This window comes from Psychrosphaera sp. B3R10, assembly GCF_018861025.1.
GTDB lineage: Bacteria > Pseudomonadota > Gammaproteobacteria > Enterobacterales > Alteromonadaceae > Psychrosphaera > Psychrosphaera algicola.
Genome location: NZ_JAHKQH010000005.1, coordinates 1 through 17,749 on the forward strand (window position 1 = coordinate 1; position 17,749 = coordinate 17,749).

Annotated in this window: 15 protein-coding genes; 2 read left to right on the plus strand and 13 right to left on the minus strand. The window is 42.1% G+C overall.

Going from position 1 to position 17,749, the window contains the following annotated elements; genetic code table 11:
* Positions 1–112: 112 nt before the first annotated feature.
* The 9 genes from KO525_RS00770 to KO525_RS00810 form a co-directional block, all read right to left on the minus strand.
* Positions 113–595: a GNAT family N-acetyltransferase gene (locus KO525_RS00770; protein WP_215961889.1), complete on the minus strand. Its 483-nt coding sequence runs from the start codon at positions 593–595 to the stop codon at positions 113–115.
* A gap of 70 nt (positions 596–665) precedes the next feature.
* Entirely contained in the window at positions 666–887 is a 222-nt protein-coding gene (locus KO525_RS00775) for a YheU family protein (protein WP_215961890.1), read from the minus strand.
* Positions 884–1,912, minus strand: coding sequence for a hydrolase (locus KO525_RS00780; protein WP_252736859.1), 1,029 nt, complete (start codon positions 1,910–1,912; stop codon positions 884–886). The genes KO525_RS00775 and KO525_RS00780 overlap by 4 nt, the downstream gene beginning before the upstream one ends.
* A 155-nt stretch (positions 1,913–2,067) precedes the next feature.
* Entirely contained in the window at positions 2,068–3,387 is a 1,320-nt protein-coding gene (locus KO525_RS00785; RefSeq protein WP_215961891.1) for a hypothetical protein, read from the minus strand.
* Positions 3,388–3,400: 13 nt separating this feature from the next.
* A complete protein-coding gene (locus KO525_RS00790) occupies positions 3,401–4,012 on the minus strand; it encodes an energy transducer TonB (RefSeq protein WP_371744359.1) in 612 nt (203 codons plus the stop codon).
* A gap of 8 nt (positions 4,013–4,020) precedes the next feature.
* Entirely contained in the window at positions 4,021–4,431 is a 411-nt protein-coding gene (locus KO525_RS00795; protein WP_215961892.1) for a biopolymer transporter ExbD, read from the minus strand.
* A gap of 19 nt (positions 4,432–4,450) precedes the next feature.
* Positions 4,451–4,984: a MotA/TolQ/ExbB proton channel family protein gene (locus KO525_RS00800; RefSeq protein WP_215961893.1), complete on the minus strand. Its 534-nt coding sequence runs from the start codon at positions 4,982–4,984 to the stop codon at positions 4,451–4,453.
* 10 nt (positions 4,985–4,994) lie between these two features.
* Entirely contained in the window at positions 4,995–6,410 is a 1,416-nt protein-coding gene (locus tag KO525_RS00805; RefSeq protein WP_215961894.1) for a MotA/TolQ/ExbB proton channel family protein, read from the minus strand.
* Between the two features lie 31 nt (positions 6,411–6,441).
* Positions 6,442–7,209: a DUF3450 domain-containing protein gene (locus KO525_RS00810; protein ID WP_215961895.1), complete on the minus strand. Its 768-nt coding sequence runs from the start codon at positions 7,207–7,209 to the stop codon at positions 6,442–6,444.
* Positions 7,210–7,460: 251 nt separating this feature from the next.
* On the opposite strand from KO525_RS00810, the gene KO525_RS00815 reads away from it, so the two are divergent.
* A complete protein-coding gene (locus KO525_RS00815; protein WP_215961896.1) occupies positions 7,461–9,224 on the plus strand; it encodes a bifunctional diguanylate cyclase/phosphodiesterase in 1,764 nt (587 codons plus the stop codon).
* 43 nt (positions 9,225–9,267) lie between these two features.
* Here the strand turns inward: KO525_RS00815 and KO525_RS00820 are convergent, their stop codons facing one another.
* Positions 9,268–10,113 carry a LysR family transcriptional regulator gene (locus KO525_RS00820; protein WP_215961897.1) on the minus strand — a complete coding sequence of 282 codons (846 nt, stop codon included), beginning with the start codon at positions 10,111–10,113 and terminating at the stop codon, positions 9,268–9,270.
* Positions 10,114–10,349: 236 nt separating this feature from the next.
* Here KO525_RS00820 and KO525_RS00825 point away from each other — a divergent pair, with 236 nt between their 5' ends.
* A complete protein-coding gene (locus KO525_RS00825; RefSeq protein ID WP_215961898.1) occupies positions 10,350–11,318 on the plus strand; it encodes an HPP family protein in 969 nt (322 codons plus the stop codon).
* A 26-nt stretch (positions 11,319–11,344) separates the two neighbouring features.
* On the opposite strand, the gene KO525_RS00830 is transcribed toward KO525_RS00825, so the two are convergent.
* The 3 genes from KO525_RS00830 to KO525_RS00840 form a co-directional block, all read right to left on the minus strand.
* Positions 11,345–13,285: a methyl-accepting chemotaxis protein gene (locus KO525_RS00830; protein ID WP_215961899.1), complete on the minus strand. Its 1,941-nt coding sequence runs from the start codon at positions 13,283–13,285 to the stop codon at positions 11,345–11,347.
* Between the two features lie 155 nt (positions 13,286–13,440).
* Positions 13,441–14,628 carry a succinyl-diaminopimelate desuccinylase gene (gene dapE, locus KO525_RS00835; protein WP_215961900.1) on the minus strand — a complete coding sequence of 396 codons (1,188 nt, stop codon included), beginning with the start codon at positions 14,626–14,628 and terminating at the stop codon, positions 13,441–13,443.
* 385 nt (positions 14,629–15,013) lie between these two features.
* Positions 15,014–17,695 carry a TonB-dependent receptor domain-containing protein gene (locus KO525_RS00840; RefSeq protein WP_215961901.1) on the minus strand — a complete coding sequence of 894 codons (2,682 nt, stop codon included), beginning with the start codon at positions 17,693–17,695 and terminating at the stop codon, positions 15,014–15,016.
* Positions 17,696–17,749 lie beyond the last annotated feature (54 nt).

Consider the following 17,749-nt stretch of genomic DNA (forward strand, 5'->3'; position numbering starts at 1 on the left):
GTCTGTCTAGAGGATTTTCAGTGTCGCTGATCGGGATATCAAAGGGTCGATAGCACGGACCAGCGGGGTCAGAGTTGCTGATTTAAATCATACACCCGCCCGTTCATATGAATTAGATGGTTTTTTCTATATGGGCATTAATCGATTTAGTCATGTAGTGAATATTCACCATAGGCATTGATTCAGGGTATACCGTATGAACAAATCCCAGTTTTTGGTACGCTGATACCGCTGGTGGGTTATCTGTCATGACAAATAACGACGCCTTGTCTAATGCTAATTTATCTTTGCCTAGGGCAATGAGGCCGTTAACGAGAGCATTGATATGGCCTCTGCCGCGGAACTGTGGATTGATAATTAGTCGCGCCAAATGAATATGCCCTAAACGCTCGTAATACTGACCAAAACCAATAAATTTTTTATCCTGAATTAAGCTATAGCTTGCGATTGAATCTAGTTTTAAATCTTCGACAAAACTGTCTGTGGTAAACGGGATTCTAAAGTTGGGACCAGACCATAAGGTAAGTGCCTCCATTGTCGGAAACCAGGTCATTAGTGTAGCCAAATGATCTTGAGTAGGTGGTATCAACTTCATTTAATCGCCTTTAGTATCAAGATTTATCTACTATTTGGTATAGCTTCGTCTTACAGCTTTTTATGTTAGTTTATTCGGCTTTAAACGTGTCTGCTTGCATTAAATTAATGGATTCATGTAATTCCGAAAATACTATAACGATAGACTCTGATTTAATTTGGTTTAAAACATCCTGTTTTTTAGCTGCAAATGACTTTTCCTGTTCGCCATAATCGGTGCCTTCACGCAGTACAAAAGATTCTATAATTCCATCGAGTGCGTCGTCACTGAGGTTTTGCCATGGGATGATCATTTAGGTGTCGCTATGAGTGATTGAATAAATTCGACAGTTCGTGTTTCTGCCCAAAATTCAGGGTTGAACGGGTTGTTGCCCGCTAAAAATCCAACGTGCCCACCGTGATGGCTCACTTCTAACGTTACGTAGTCAGACAACATATCTGTTGTTGGGATAACCTCTTTGGTCATAAATGGATCGTCTTCAGCATGAATTATTAATGTCGGCGTTTGACAGCTTTTTAGAAACTGGTTGCCACTCGCTTTTTGATAATAATCTAGACCACTTTCAAAACCATTAAGTGGCGCCGTTATTTTTTCATCAAACTCAACTAAGGTTTTAATGTTTTTTACATCGTCGATTTTCAATTTAATTGGAAACGAGTCTTGTAAATAGTCGATTTTTTTACAGGTACTGTTAACCAGTTTATCCACTAAATACTTCTCGTAAACGGTCGCAAAACCATGTCCGATAGCGTCTGCACAGATAGCGAGGTCAAGCGGTGCTGAAATTACCACTGCACCTTCAAGGTGGCTGTTTTCGTTTTCACCAACATATTTAGCTAATACATTACCACCAAGTGAAAAACCGACAGCATAAATTGGATTGTTCGGAAATCGCTGTTTTAAGTATTGAATAAATTCGGCGACATCAGTCGTTTGGCCAGAATGGTACGTTTGCGCTTTACGATTTGTTTGGTTGCCGCAACCGCGGAAGTGCATTAACACTGAGCTCCACTTGTTATTGTACAACGCATTCATCATGCGCTTTGCATAAAAGCTGTCTATGGAGCCTTCTAAACCGTGGAGAACCAAAACGATGGGTTGCTCTGGTTCAATATCATTGGTATGTCGGCTCCATGATATTTCCACAAAGTCGCCATCGGAGAGGTCAAACTGATTATGCCAAACTCTAAAATCACAAGGGACCGGATATAATCTCGGTACGATTGTTTGCAAATGACGATTTTTGAGCCACCAAGCAGGTTTGAATTTCGACTTAATCTGTAAGTCCGACTGTTTTGTTAGTGAATTTATTGACATAGACCCCTCAAAGTAATGTGTAGATCTGAGGTCTAAGTACAGGTTTTTCAAGCTTGAGAAAGCGACTTGTTGTGACAATTTTTGATGAAATAAAACGGCGAGCTGATGAAGTATCAGCCCGCCGTCTTTAAAACGCTAATTGTGGAGTATAAAAATTACAAACTTGCCGCTAATTGACGTGCATTGTTTTGTTCACGTTCGACAAATTTAAGCCATTGCTGAGCCATTTTTTTTGCATTTTTATACGCTTTAGCCTGTTCAAATGCCTGCAATGCTTGGTCAAATTGCTTTAAGTTAAAATTTGCCATTCCAAGGGCTAAATAGAGATTACCTGGGTTGTCCAATTTACCTCTTTTAGCTGCGGCCTTTGCTGCGACCACGGTTTCTTCAAAACGACCTTGTTGTAACCGGATCTCAGCAATCTGCTGACTCGCCACGCCGGTATCAGAGATATCCGCCAATGTTTGATAAGTCGCTACGGCTTTGTCGTATTCTTTTGCACCGACATATGACTGCGCTAAGAAGCTCAATGTTTTGTCATCTTTGTTTAGCGCGCCAAGTTCAAATCCTTTTTCGATAACCTGAGCGGCTTTAAACGGCAGTCCATTTAAATAATATACCTGCGATAAATTTCTTAAATCAGAACGTTTAGTGACATATCCTTGCTGGAAAGCCGCTTCTAATACCGCAAGTTGCTTGCCTTCTTCACCGATTTCACCGTACATACCACCGAGTTGTAACCAGTATTCAGGCTTGTTAAATAAACGCACCATGTTTTCTAAAACGGCTGCTACTTTTGCCGGTTGTTTCAGTTCAAAATAAACGGCACGTTGCAATACGTACCAACTTTCTTCTGCTAAAAACCCATCGGCGACTTGTAACTCAATTGCTTGGTCGATATAACCTGCTGCCGCGCTGTAATCTTTTTGTTGATAAGTTGCCTGTGCTTTTAGGACATAGTTTTTAACTGGGATCTTACCGCCATCAACTTGTTCCCATTGCTCAAGATATTGCAGAGTCTTGTCGTACTTGCCGCTAGCCATTGCAAGTTGTGATAAAGAGAACAGAGTGCCTTTTTCTAATGACTCTGGGATCGGGTTTTGTTTCACAACTTGTTCAAATGACGCAAGTGCTTCATCTACGCGTTCAGCGTTGTAATAGATAAAACCATAAAAATTAAACATCATGGCTTTTTCGTAGCTGTTAAGGCTCGATGATTTTGATTTAACTTGGTCTAGAACTTCTAAGCCTTCAGCCACATTGCCTTTGTCAGCCAACTCCTGCGCCCGGGCCAATTGACTATAAACACGAGCGCCTAAAGCGGGGGTTCTACGGCGCTTTTTTTCAACGCTACTATCTGTGCTTTTGTCAGCAGCAAACGCGCTTGCAACTTGGATGTTTGGCAAGATGTCCGTCAAGCCTGTTGAGAGCAAAATGCTGCTCGCAATAATGGAATAAGATAACCAGTTTTTCATTTTCAATTTCCTACTAACCGTTCATTTCAAACGTAATGCGGTTTTGAACCCCAGAAACTTCAGTTGCTTCACCGTTTACGACACGAGGTTTGTATTTGAATTTAAGTGCAGCGTCCATTGCTGCTCGGTCAAACAAGCCTTCAGGCTGTGCTTCAATTACGATTGGACGCCTGACCGCACCGGTTTTGTCTACGGTAAACTCAACAATAACGTAACCCTCAATACCGCGCTGTAATGCACGTCTTGGGTACACAGGTGCAACTTTTACGATAGGTAAATATTCGCCGTCCCCAGACTCTAGTGCAAGGCCGCCATCGAGTGAAATGTCGGCAGAAATATCAGCGCCAAAATCAAAACTAGATTGGTTGGCATCTGCTGTTTGCGGCGACATTTGTGGCTGTTCCATTGGCGGAGGCGGCTCTTCCGGAGTTGGTGGTTTTTTCGGTTTACGTTCTTTTTTCTGTACGGACTCTTCCTGTTTGAGCCTAACAAAATCAAGAACATTACCCTGGGCCGGCTCAGTTAAAGCCGAACCACCTGATTTGATAAGGGCCTGCATGCCAAATAACAAACCTAAAGTGATAACGGCTGCGATGGCGAAGGCAATAATAAGGCGTTGCAACATAGTAATACCTATTGGTCTTGTGCTGCGATGGAAACATCAAACGCACCAGCGGCACGTGACGCATCCATAACTTTAATTAATGTATCTGTCGTCGACTTTTTATCAGCTTGAATAACAACTGACCCCTGAGGGTTCTCAGCTTTCAAACGCTCGATGTTGGCTTGTACTGCACGGATATCAACACGACGTTTGTTTATCCAAATTTCGCCTTTATCTGAAATTGCGACCAGGATATTTGCTCGTTCTTTCTTAACTGCAGTTGCGGCTTCAGGGCGGTTGACGTCAATACCCGCTTCTTTAACAAACGATGCGGTGACGATAAAAAAGATCAGCATGATAAAAACAACGTCTAACATAGGGGTTAAATCGATTGCTTCGTTTTCTTCTTCTGCAAGTAAGTTCGCTAATGGCGCTCTCATGATGTTTCCTTAAACTTGGTTAGTGTTGGATTTCCAACTCTAACGAGTCTTCTAATATTTCGATTTCACGTTTTGCTTTTCGTTGTAAATAACTATTTGCAAATACGCCTGAAAGCGCGCCAACCATGCCAGCCATTGTTGGGATCGTCGCTTTTGATACTCCACCGGCCATCGAGCGAACGTTACCGCCGCCACTGATTGCCATAACATCAAACACTTCAATCATCCCCGTTACGGTTCCGAGTAGTCCCATTAACGGGCAAAGTGCAACAAACGTTGTGATTAACGTTAAGTTTTGATCGAGTTTTAATTTTGCTCTTGCGACAAATGCCTGACGAATTTGCTCAGCATTCCAAGAAGCGCGCTCTGCACGCGCTTGCCAGTTGCTGATTAATGATTTTTTCATTTTTTTATGACCAGTGAAGCCATAAATCAATCTTTCCAAAATCATTAACCACATTACAAATATCATCACAGCAATGGCGCTTAATATGATGCCGCCGGAGTCTAAAAACTCTCTGATGGCCTCTAAACCTTCTGTGAAAAACAACACGCCGGTCTCCTTACGCTACTTGACTAGCGTTGGCTTTTTTAATTTCTTGGCGACGGCCAAGTTGTTCTTCAGCACGCTCTGCAATAATGCCTGCGCTTTGTTCTTGAATAGTGAACAAAATGTTTTTGCTGCGTGTATTTAACATGCTCGATAACACTACCGTTGGAATGGCTACAACTAGACCTAAAACGGTTGTCATTAGGGCTGTAGAAATACCACCTGCCATAAGTTTCGGGTCACCGGCACCAAACAATGTAATTGCTTGGAACGTCTTAATCATCCCGGTAACCGTACCAAGTAGACCAAGTAGCGGTGCAACAACCGATACAATCTTGATCAAGGTTAAGTTACGCGTAATCTTTGGCATTTCTCTGAGCATGGCTTCAGAAAGTTTCAGTTCTAGCGTCTCGTAGGCTACGTTAGGGAATTGTTGATTTACTTTTAGGACGCGGCCTAATGGGTTGTTGTCGCTGAGTTCTTTAGATTTCAGCTGACGTATCACTTTTTGACCGATAATGGTAAGAGCGACAAAACGTTCAAAGGCAATTAAGAAAGCGATAATACCGACAACGATAATGATGTAACCAACTGTACCGCCCTGTTCAACACGTTCTTGTGTGTTTGGCGCTTGTACTAATAGACCTAAAATTGAACCACCTGTAGGGTCTAGGGCAAATGGAACAACGTCGTTAGTTGATGTTTGAAGCTCCTGAGCGTTATCTAAAAAACGACCAGAAGGTTGACGAATCAGCTCGGCAACAGTGCCCGTTGTTGGGTTTAAATCTAAATATTTACCGTCGGCGACAAGTGAAAATGAACCAATACGCAGAACTTCTTTATTTACTTTGTTGCCGTTGGCTTCTACAACGTCTGTTGTAAAACGAGCTACTTTGCCTTGTTCTGTCATTTCACGCTGTAGTTCGAACCAAACTTGCTCGATTTCTGCAATTGACGCTAAGTTAGAGCTGCCGCCCATGCTTTGGGCTAGTTCTTCGAAGAACACATCACGGCCTGGATATTGAGCCGACACGTTAGATAATTTAAATTTGCCTGCGGTATCACCAGAGACTTGTTGTAAAACGCCAAACAGTTCTTTTAAAGAACCCATGCGTTTGTTTAACGCTTCTGATAAGTCAGCTAATTTAAATTCGTTGTTTTCGAATTGTGTTTCTAACTTCTCAGAAGTTTTAATCGCATTGTTACGACGTGTAGTTGACTCGTTAAGCAATTTAACTTGTTCTGTTTTTTGAGATAGGAAACGTTGCTCACGGCTTTTATTTTCCTGTGACTGAGCAAGTTGACCTTGCTCTAAACGTTGTAATAACTCGTCTAAGTTAAGTGGTTTGGCTTCGTCGGCCGCAAACACTGAACATGCAAAACCAGTTGCGATGATTGCTGTTAAAGCGGGTTTAATAAACTTAATCATTTTTGTTAACCTTTAAATTCAGTGTCTGGGCTTATGGCGCGGCTTTGATTGGCATAACTAACAGGTCTGGGGCGAGTTGTTTTTTCGCCATACGCAGTCCTTTAGTAATGTGCATGCGATAGTCATCGCCAAGGTTTTGCCAAGATTGAGTTTCGTTATCCCAACGTCCTGCAACTGAACCATCACGAGTTTGATACATAAGAGCAACACGCCCGATACGTAAAAAATCAACATCGCGTTGTTGACCATTCACATCGATGATGCCGGCATAGGCTTCGATTGAACGTCCGTAGGCAACTTCAACTTGGTAAGCTTCTAATACGCGGCGAAATTTTTCAGAAACAGCAACGTCTGCGCGTTCCATCATAGTGTTTAAGCCGGAAATTCGGTTTGCGCGTTCTTCAGGTAAAAACGGCACGTCTAATTCTACAAACTGCGCTAACCCGTCAATCATGCGGATCATCAAAGGCGTGATTTGGCGTTCAATAACAGAGACTTGGTCAATATCTAAGTTGAGCTTTTTCATCTCAGCTAACTGATTGTTGATTTGCTTCTGTAGTTGATTGTTGTAAACGTCCAAACCTTCGATTTCTTTATTTACAGTTTGATACTGCTGAAATTTCGATTGTGTTTGTTCTGTTAATTTATCAATTTTAGCCTGTGACGTTGAAGCAGATGCAGTGATTTCACTGCTCTTTTCAATCACAGGTTGAAGTTCGTCTGCCTCAGCTAGGCTAGGCGTAATAACGCATGCAGCAATAATTGCTGAGCTGACTAAGTGTGTTGCAAATTTTTTCATTAAATATGACCCCATAGAAACAATGAGCGTCATTCTAGATAGGTAATGTGTCAGTTCTGCTACACAAATATTAAAGCTATGTGACAAAGGTTGTGGAATTGTGACAACGAAATAAAAATGCCGTCTTGTCACATTTTGATCATCTAATACATTTAACTTAGCGCCATTCCGTTGGTCAATAGAGAAGTATCAGACCGTACTGGTCATCATATAAAATTTATATGAAAAACAGGTTACGGCTGAGTTAAGTAATGATGATGTATCCAAAAGAATATAAATTACTGTTGCAGGAATTGATAAATGAGCAAAACCTGCAAATTGTTTTTCAGCCGATATTTGACGTTATTGGCCAAGAACCAATGGGTTATGAAGCATTAACGCGCGGCCCTGTTTCTCATCCACTGCAGTTTCCTAATGTATTGTTTGAAGTGGCTCATGCATTTGGACTATTGTCCGAGTTAGAGCTTTTATGCCGCAGACTCGCATTTAAACGATTTGCTGAATTAGAACTTGCTGGCAAACTATTTATTAATGTAAGCCCGCATACAATTGAACAAAAGTCACATCCCCATGGTGAAACCATAAAGTTACTTCAGCAATTTGGGATCAAACCTGAAAAGTTAGTGATTGAAGTTACAGAACGTTTTGAAGCTACTGATCCGTCTTTATTAAAAGACAGTTTGCAGCATTATCGGAACATGGGACTGCAAATTGCGATAGACGATTTAGGAACTGGCCACTCTGGATTAAAACAGTGGGCAGAGCTACGCCCAGATATAGTCAAGATTGACAGGTACTTTATTAGTGATTGCCATAACAACATTGTTAAGCGCGAATTATTACGAACCATTTTTGAAATGGGTAAAGCGACAGGGGTGAGTATTATTGCTGAAGGTATTGAACAGCATGATGAATATATACTGTTAAAAAACTTAGGCATGCAATACGCGCAGGGCTTCTTATTAGCTAAACCGAATGTTTCACCGCAGACCACATTCCCAAGCCAGTTAATACAATGTGTTGTTGGGAAAACAGAAGTCGCAGGATTTGATACTGAGCAATTTGAAATAGGTAACCTAGTTAAACCCGTTATGCCTGTCAAAGCTGACCGTAAATGCATCGAAGTTTATAAGACTTTTAAAAGTGACGATAACCAACTTTGTGTTGCAGTCGTAGACGAGTACAACCAACCAATTGGTTTAGTATATCGTGATCAATTGGCTGAGTTATTTTCAAGCGATTTTGGTCGCGCATTATACGAACGCAAAGACATCGACATGGTGATGAATCCAGTAATGTTTTCGGTTGAAATTGGCTCGCCAATAGATGAGATTAGTAAGTACATTACCGATAACGACGAGTTTGATAAACGTCCTGAATTTATTGTAGTAAACAAAGGCAAATATGTTGGCTTGGCTAATGTTAGGTCTTTGTTAAAAAAAATGACGGAGGAAAAAATCAAACACGCGCAACACGCCAACCCGCTCACCATGTTGCCTGGCAATGTGGTTATCCAGCAACGTATCAACCATTTATTGAGCTACAATATTCCTTTTTCCATGGCGTACTTTGATTTAGATTATTTCAAACCCTTTAATGACATTTATGGGTACGCCGCAGGAGACAACGTCATTAAGCTGGTTGCCGATATTTTGTCGGAGATCTGCCGAGAGCATTTTGTTGGTCATGTCGGAGGCGACGATTTTGTCGTTATTTTTCAGTCCGGCGATTGTAAAGAGCACTGTCTTAACGTTTTAGAATGTTTTAATCAGCGGATAAGTCATTATTTTCAACCCGAGCATTTGATCCAGCGCGGCTATATGGCAAAAGACCGCGAAGGTAACGAACGACGTTTTCCTCTATTAGATTTATCCTGTGGTGTTATAAGTCCGGATGTTGAACTTATGGATACCCACCATGAAGTGTCGTTGTTAGCATCAGAAGCCAAAAAACAGTCGAAACAGGTTTCCTCTGGCATTGTCTATTTGCAAACGACTGAGGTAAGAACGGCTTAGGCAGTAGCTTTAGTAAACTGATAAATGCCAGTGGGTTATGGCTTTACATCACCCAAGGTTCATCAGTGTCTAGGCTGATTTTTAAGCTGCTGATAACATTTTTTAATGTGCTCGTTGTTTGACCAGCCCGATAAATCACATAAATCGGATATGAAAACTCCGGTGAGTTAGGAACCATTTCTAATTGACCGGAACGTAAATAGGTTTCAACAACCCGAGTTCTAAAGTAACCATTGCCACCGCGGCTTAACATAAATTTTAATGCAAGTGGCCCTAAATTAAAGCTCAGTGCAGCTTGGCGAGGAACGGGCAGGGCGGCGTCAAACTTGTTTTTAAAATCGGCGCCCCAGTCGATAAATAGATTGGGTAATGCCGACTCAGTTGAACGTACATGCACTAACTTTTCTTCGGCGACTTGTTCTACCGTCAGGCCCGAATAATAGTTTGGTTGATGCACAACTATGGCGTCTAAGTTCCCAAGTTGCAGTTGTTCAACTAATTTTTCGGTCGCCGCCACTTCAGTGTGTGCAGTTATCGACGGGTGTTGGTGTGTGAGTTGGTTTAGCCAGTTTACGACAATAGGATTCCACAAGCTTATATCGGCACCAATGTGTACAGATTCACTCAGGTTTATCGGCAGTCGTAATTGTGCCTGGGCATTTTCCCAGGTTTGCACTAAAGCCAATGCGTATTTAGCAAATACCTCACCTTCCCGGGTAAGCTTGGCACCGGAACGATTGCGAACAAATAAGGTGCAACAAAGTTGCGCTTCCAAACTCCTAACCCTTGATGTAACAGCGGTTTGAGTGATATTGAGTTTCTGAGCGGCCTCGATAAAAGTGCCTGTGCCCATGATCGCTAAAAATGTCTTGGCGAGTGAAATATCCATTAGTATCAATATTTTTCATATTAAAGATGTTTAATATTCGTTATACAAACACATTTGCATCTTTTAGTCTCCTCCAATTGCAAATTTGGAGCATGTTTTGAGAACGTTTGTTATATCGAAGCAGGATTGGAACGAAGGTCGTTTTAATTGTGGTGGGATAAAAACAACGATGTTTGTTATCCCTTTGATGAAGTCATATTTGGCATTAAACCGTTTTGTATTTTGGTTACGGCATAATGGCTGAGTCTCAAAAATCAAATCGTAGAGTTAACTCGCCTCAAGTTTACGCAACTTTTTTAAAGCTCATAGGCTTTGAAAGCAGTAAAACCACATTTGCTGAAAAACTCATTTCTGGGGTCGGGGCAACTTTTGGGATCTATTTCTGCTTTGTCTTATCTCAAATCTATTTGCCCAGCGATTACTCATCTATTTTACTAACGGCAATGGGCGCAACTTCAGTGCTTATTTTTGCGTTACCCCACGGCGCATTATCGCAACCATGGAGCGTATTTTGCGGTCATCTTATTTCCACAGGGTGTGGCTTTTTAGCTTTTAGTATTGTGCCTGATGTACAACTGGCAAGTGCACTTGCGGTCGGGCTAGCGGTGTTTTCAATGTATATATCAAAGTGCCTTCACCCGCCCGGTGGCGCAACAGCCTTGTATATTGTGTTGACTGCTCACAGTGCCCAGGGTTTTGTTCTGTGGGATTTTGTTAACGTTGTGTTGATTAACATCGGCGTATTAGTGTTATTTGCAGTCGTGTTTAACAACTTGTTTCATTGGCGTCGCTACCCAGCTTATTTAACGTTTCATCACGCGGAAGTGCCAGATAATAAACAACATCTTAGTCACGAAGATTTTAATGCAGCGCTACTGCAACTCGACTCGTTTGTGGATGTTAGCACCGATGAGTTAATCACCATTTGTGAGCTGGCTTTGGAGCATGCGAAACATGCCCAGGGTGGAGATGACATTTTAATTACCCCAGCTTGTTTTTATAGCAACGCCGGTCTGGGCATGGCGTGGGATGTTCGAGAAGTCATTCGGGTGACCAAAACAGATGTGGTCTATCGATCAGCGACCAACAAAGCTGAACCAATAAACCGTTGTCATCTAACAGAGTTTAAACGCTGGGCAAAATACGAGGTTGAATTTGAACATAACGCATGGCTCAAGAAACAACGATTAAAAGCCGTTTCTTGAGGCAACTTCATTAGCTTCTTGTTGCCTTATTTATTCAAAAACGTGGCGGTTATCTTATTGGCTTGTTCCGTCACCGACCCCTGCACCTGAACGACTTGTTGCTTGGCTGTGGTAACGGTTTCTGTTACTTGAGACATTAACCGCTCGAACTCATTAAAGTCATTTTGTTGTTGTTGCGCACAACTTAAGGTTTGCTCGGCAACATCCGAAGATGTTTGCGCTTTGTGGCGCACTTCGTCAGTAGTTTCAATTAATGACTGAGCAATATGTGTTTGTTGCTCTGCGGCCGTCGATATTTGCTGGAAATTATGTTGTAGGTGGTCACTATGGGCTGTTAACTCATTCAGGATATCACTTGTGTTGTCGAGTGATTCTTGGGTTTTCATTGCGAGCTTTCTTACTTCGTCGGCAACAACCGAGAATCCGCGACCATGTTCGCCGGCTCTGGCTGATTCAATTGCAGCGTTAAGCGCCAGCAAGTTAGTTTGGCCAGCGATGTTTTTGATCACATCCATAACCTCTTGCACGCTAACAATACTATTGATGAGTTGCTCTAACTTAGCGTAGCTGGTTTTGACTTGTTGGGCCGTAGATTGGCTTGCAGCTAACATTTGGTCAGCCCCCTCGCGGCCTATAACCATTGCCTTTGAAGTGTCTTGGGCGTTTTGTTCAACATCTTTGGCGAGTTCGTTTAATCGATTGTTGATATGCGACAAATTAGCTAAAACGGCTTGCGTTTCAGAAACCTTATTTCCGGTTTCGTCTGTTGCCTGTGCAATTTCTTCGGTTTGCTCGATTAGTGAGTTTAGCGCATCTGAAACAACAACCATTTGTTCAGACTTTTGTTCTGCTTCTTGCTTTTGCATCGTTAGCAATTGGTCAAATGAACGGGCAATTTCACCAAATTCAGAATTTGCATCGCTATTAATCGCCACCATTTCACCCGTATTTACCAACTTATCAAACGCATCTCGTAGCGCTCTTAGCGGTTTCAATACTAAGGTATGTTGGACGAGGTAATTACCACCAACAATCAAGGTCGTAGCCAACATCATGATAGTGGTTAGAACCGTGACAAACTGATAAGTGTTTTTCTTTTGCTGAGTTATGTGGATAGCAACTTGTTCAGTTATTTGCTCAAGCTTATTTATGTCGGTTTTAATTTCGGCTAGCGACAACAAGCGGTTATCTATGGTCTTCGTCGTATTTTGGAGCTCTTTTGGGTAGCGATTTACAACGCTTCTGAGCGTGCTTATAAACTCTTCCGCGATGTCAGTTTTGTCATCGTCATCATCAAAAAAGTCTAAGCCGTCGTCTTCTGATTCGGCAAATACGCCTAAAAGGCCGATGTTTGACAGTTCGTTATTCAATTGCGTTAAATTGGCGAGCGATCTGTCGATATTTAATTTAAAAGCGTCATCACCGGATGCCACAAAAAACAAGCGATAATGGGATAACTGCTGCGACTCATATAAAAACGAAGAAGCTAGGTGCAGTAGTTTTTTTGCGACTTTAGGGTCATTGTCAAAATTTAGACTGGCGTAATCGGCCAAGCTATCTGCAGCACCAAATAATTCCCGTTCTGCATTATCGAGCAGTGCATTTTCATTGCCGCCTAACTTACCGAGTGCGCGGTATTTTCCAGCCATTTTCTGTTGAATATTGGAAAGTTCAGAGGTTAATAGCTTAGTCGTCTCAAGATCGAAATTTTCGGTTTTTATTTGAGTTTTTATTTGTTCTACAAACGAGTCCGCATCGCTCAGTAAGAGCGCGTCACCTGAATTTAAGTACATTTGTATCGTGCGATAAAGCCGAATGTTAATGTCTTGATAAACTTGACGGTAGCTCGAGTCGTTAACATCCGCTTGCACCAATCTTTGTTTAGCCCAGAACAGGATTAAGGTTAATGCTAAAACAACAGTAAAGATGGTGAACGAACTGGTACGAACTATGGTTGAAATTCTCATTTAAAAACACAAATCTAAGAAAATATGGCGACATACTATTTTAGAAATGTGTCAGTTAAATGACATTGTAGGATAAATCCGCAAACTAGCATTAATGCTGAGTTTTAGAGAGCGTAAGGCTTTGGTCGCAACTTACGACCAAAGCAATTACGTAATTAAGCCAATATTTGTAACAAAACCGACTTATAAACTTTGGTGAGTTCATGCAAGTCATGTTTTTTAACGTGTTCGTCTGTTTTGTGGATGGAATGATTGGGTAATCCGAGTTCAACCACTTGGCAACCCGCTGCAGCGATAAAGCGACCATCTGACGTACCACCAGACATTGAAAGGCGCGGAAATAGCTTAAGTTCGTTAAAAATAGCCCGTTCTACTTCTGCGATTAGATCGATATCCTGCGGCGCAATATGAGTAGGAATATTGATATTTTGGCTTGCTTCATCAACGATACTACTGCCGCTGGTAAAGTAAGGTTTGCAAGGCCGAGACCACTTAATATCAATGTTTTTAGTCAATTGCTTTAGTTGCATTAAGCCATCTGTAATGCGCTTAATGATTTGCTCTTGGGATTGTTTGTGGCTGTACCGTACATTAAATCGTAGCGTGCATTGACCCGGAATGATGTTATCTGTCCATGTTCCTGTGTCTATGCTAGTGATTTGTAACTGACTACCAGGGAAGTCTTTGCTGCCTTCATCCCACGACAGTTCACTCAACCAACGACCTAACATCATCGCTTTGTGCGCTGCGTTATTAGCGTCCTGAGGATAAGCAACATGGCCTTGTACGCCTTGGATCACAACCTCGCCTGAGACAGAGCCGCGACGGCCGACTTTTATCACGTCGCCCACTTTACTTTGACTGCTCGGTTCGCCGATGATGCAGTAATGTGGTACTTCATCTCGTTGCTTTAAATACTCCATGATTTCAGCAGTGCCGTATTCAGCTTCGCCTTCTTCATCAGAAGTGATCAAGAAGTAAAAGGTGAAATCGTCGAGATTAATATGAGGCAAGGCATGTTCAAATGCAGTTAACATGGCTGCGATTCCGCCTTTCATATCTGCAACACCGCGTCCGATCAGCAGACCGTCTACGTCCGTTAATGTGAACGGATCCGCCGACCACTGTTCAGGATATGGGGCCGGAACCACGTCAGTGTGTCCTGCAAAGGCTATGCGTGTTTTGCCTTTACCAATCTTGGCAACAAGGTTAGAAACCCCCTCGACTTCAAAAGCATGGCATTGCATGCCGAGCCTTTGGAACACACGTGACAAGTATTGCTGACAGCCAGCATCATTTGGTGTGATGGATGGGCGGTGAATAAGTTGGACTAAATGTTCCATTGTCTGGTCCAGATCAAACTTAGGTTGATCCATAACGGTTTGAGTTTGCATAATTCTTTTACATATCTGTAACAATTGGTGCTATTTAACCCTGTCAACATGACAATATTGTTATCTTTAAATGAATGAATTATGACATCTCAGTGACAGGCGTTAATGTCCCGTATTTCAGCCGAATATGAATAAACATCTACTGCAAGATAACGCGTCAATGATGGATGATTTTGTTAAAAACCAGGCATAAATTAATGCTGTCATTAAGGCATATGTAGCGGTGAGCGTGGTGTGTTTATCCACAATATACTGATATAAAATAATGAAATTGTGGATAAAACAAGGTTGTTGCGTTCCCCTGTCGCGTTAATAAACGACAGGGGAGCTTAGATTAAAACTCCATTTTGTAAGCAACGCTGAAGCCAATACCTTTGGTGGTCGAACGTAGAAGCTCGTCATCAAAAGAAATTTCTTTTTGCTCATCTAAAATGTTGGTGAGTTTTAGTTTAATGGACGTATCGTACGTTGGATAATATGTGTAATTCATGTCCAAAGAATGGAATGGTTTTTCAACGGCGTCATCATAGCCGTCGATACCCGCAACTATCACACGTTCACCAAATACATTGTAAACAACCGTCGCAGAATGCTCGCCATTTGCTGAGTCATAACCTAATTGTAAGTTAACCACATATTCAGAATGTCCTGTTAGACGACGTTCTAAGTTGGTTATCGAGGTCGAAACACCAGTTTGGTCAACGATGTTTTGACGGTCCAAGTTAATTTCAGAATCACTTAATGTCAGGTTACCTGAGATAAACGAATTTTCAGCAAAAGTTCCGAAAACGTCTTTTAAAACGTAAAGGTCCTGCAGGAATTCAAACTCAATACCTGTCACTGACGCGTTTTCGCCATTGGCGATACGAATAAGCGGTGGACCGTCCTGAGAAGGGCTTTGCACGGCTTCAATAGGCTTGTCTAAATCTTTAGTAAAGATACCGACAGAAATGTTGTTACCCGCAGCCATGTACCATTCCCAACGGATATCAATGTTGGTCATATCTGTGGTTTCGAGTCCCGGTGTACCTGATACTGGAAATTCAGTAAGCGGGTCGATGTAAGTCGCCGCGGTGATTTCTCTTAAGTCAGGGCGAACAACGGTTTGACCATAGCTGAAACGAAGCTGCATTTCGTCATTCATCATGTACGTTAAGGCAAGTGAAGGATAAATACCATCTTCTTCAAACGTTAAGTCATCTACAGACGTTTGGTTATTTGTTAGCTGAACTTCGCCACTAAATGGGTCGTAAGGCAGTGCAGTTTGACTGAAGTCTTCAAAACGAAAACCACCAGAGATGCGATATACGTTATTGATAAAGAAGTCAGCTTCGGCATAAAACGCGTTAATGGTTTGCTCGGCTGTGTATAAGTCACCGGCAATTGTGGTGTCATTTAGAACTGAGCGCACTAAGCTCGCGTCGGCAATGGCATCGTTGCCAAGTATTTCGTTGATATTGTTACCCGTTAAATCAAACCCTGATGGCAAAGCGCGGGTATCGATATCAAAGCGTCGGTTGTCAGCAGAACGTGTTTTTTCAACAGCACTTGCACCGACTTTAAATTCCATTTCCAAATTAGAAAGATAAACTGGTAGAGACGCGTTAAAACCAATGTTAGTGACTTCATCGGTCAGGTCTTGGAAATTGAAACGTGCAGCGGTACGGCCTAAACGAAGTGATGACTCGTTTTCTGCGTCGTAAATTCCGTCTTCATTGGTATCACCAACAATATAAGACAAATCAAGGCCGCTTGGTGCTTCACGTCGAGATTCAGAATCAGAAATAATCCAATCGATTCCTAATAAATTCAAATCAGTAAATGTGTGCTGACCACGAATTTGCAAAGCCGTTAAATTACGTTGTTCGTATACAATTTCTTTGCCGTTTAAAATGGCATTATTTTCAGATGGTGAAACGTTACTCGATCGGCCAAATTTATTCCGGGCCTTATCGCTCGTATCGTTTAAGACGATATAGGTTAAATCTAACTCGTGAGCTTTGTTGTAATTGGCGCCGAGGTTTAACATAAACGACGTTTTAACTTCGTTTGTGGTCGTTAGTATATCGTCGTAACCGCGCACAAACGTATATTCTTTTGAGCCGTCTTCGTTATCAAACGACGCCCATTGCTCTAGTTGATATTCTTTAGCGACTTGCCAAGCATTATCGTAGGCAAAAGTAGTCATGAAGCCGTACGTTAAATCACCGGCGTCATAGACATCACCAAAAGCCACATCAAACCCTAGATTTGGAGCGACTGTCGTGGTTTCTGGATTTAGGTCTTTATTTAAATCTAATAAACCCTGTAAGCTTTCGTCTGCACTAATTCTGTCAAGGGAAGTAGAAGCTTCGCCTACCGGAGCCCAAAACTGGCTGATTGATTGTGGCGCATCACGACTACCGTCATCCTGTCCCAACCAATCTGTATCGCTACCAGTGTAGGTAAGTCCGTCGTCAAAGTTATTGGTGTTGCCGCCGAGTTTAACGCTGAAATTAAAAATGCGTTCATCTGGAATGCTCTTTAAACGGATGTCGACATTACCACCACCAAAAGCTGCTGGCATAGAAGGAGAAAATGATTTTTGAACCGCTAGACCTTCGATGATATCGGCAGGAAATAAATCCAGTGGGATTACCGAACGAGTTGGATCTGGGCTTGGTACTGCTGCACCATTTAATAGGGTTGATGAATAACGTTCACCTAATCCACGAACATAAATAAATTTACCATCGACTAATGTTAGACCCGTTACGCGGCGAAGCGCTGATGCAGCGTCACCATCGCCGGTACGAGAAATCTGCTCCGCACCCATGATGTCGGCAACAAATGCTTGCCCACGGCGTTCTTCAAGAACGGCTGCGGCACTGCCTTTTAGGCGTGTACCCGTTGCGACTACTTCTTCCATTACGTCTTCGTCTTTGTCATCTTCAGCATAAACAAAGGTCGGTGCAAGTGCGGCTGTCATGGCTAATGTTAATGCTGACAAACCAAATCGATATTTAGATAGGCTCATGATTACTCCAGAGTCATTGATTCTTTTAGTATTTTTAAACTATAAAATTTTGAC

Coding starts and splice junctions, on each gene's coding strand:
- KO525_RS00785 (WP_215961891.1), bottom strand. CDS start 3,387: ATGAAAAACTGGTTATCTTATTCCATTATTGCGAGCAGCATTTTGCTC.
- KO525_RS00770 (WP_215961889.1), bottom strand. CDS start 595: ATGAAGTTGATACCACCTACTCAAGATCATTTGGCTACACTAATGACC.
- KO525_RS00815 (WP_215961896.1), top strand. CDS start 7,461: ATGATGATGTATCCAAAAGAATATAAATTACTGTTGCAGGAATTGATA.
- KO525_RS00790 (WP_371744359.1), bottom strand. CDS start 4,012: ATGTTGCAACGCCTTATTATTGCCTTCGCCATCGCAGCCGTTATCACT.
- KO525_RS00820 (WP_215961897.1), bottom strand. CDS start 10,113: ATGGATATTTCACTCGCCAAGACATTTTTAGCGATCATGGGCACAGGC.
- dapE (WP_215961900.1), bottom strand. CDS start 14,628: ATGGAACATTTAGTCCAACTTATTCACCGCCCATCCATCACACCAAAT.
- KO525_RS00780 (WP_252736859.1), bottom strand. CDS start 1,912: ATGTCAATAAATTCACTAACAAAACAGTCGGACTTACAGATTAAGTCG.
- KO525_RS00795 (WP_215961892.1), bottom strand. CDS start 4,431: ATGAGAGCGCCATTAGCGAACTTACTTGCAGAAGAAGAAAACGAAGCA.
- KO525_RS00810 (WP_215961895.1), bottom strand. CDS start 7,209: ATGAAAAAATTTGCAACACACTTAGTCAGCTCAGCAATTATTGCTGCA.
- KO525_RS00830 (WP_215961899.1), bottom strand. CDS start 13,285: ATGAGAATTTCAACCATAGTTCGTACCAGTTCGTTCACCATCTTTACT.
- KO525_RS00805 (WP_215961894.1), bottom strand. CDS start 6,410: ATGATTAAGTTTATTAAACCCGCTTTAACAGCAATCATCGCAACTGGT.
- KO525_RS00825 (WP_215961898.1), top strand. CDS start 10,350: ATGGCTGAGTCTCAAAAATCAAATCGTAGAGTTAACTCGCCTCAAGTT.
- KO525_RS00775 (WP_215961890.1), bottom strand. CDS start 887: ATGATCATCCCATGGCAAAACCTCAGTGACGACGCACTCGATGGAATT.
- KO525_RS00840 (WP_215961901.1), bottom strand. CDS start 17,695: ATGAGCCTATCTAAATATCGATTTGGTTTGTCAGCATTAACATTAGCC.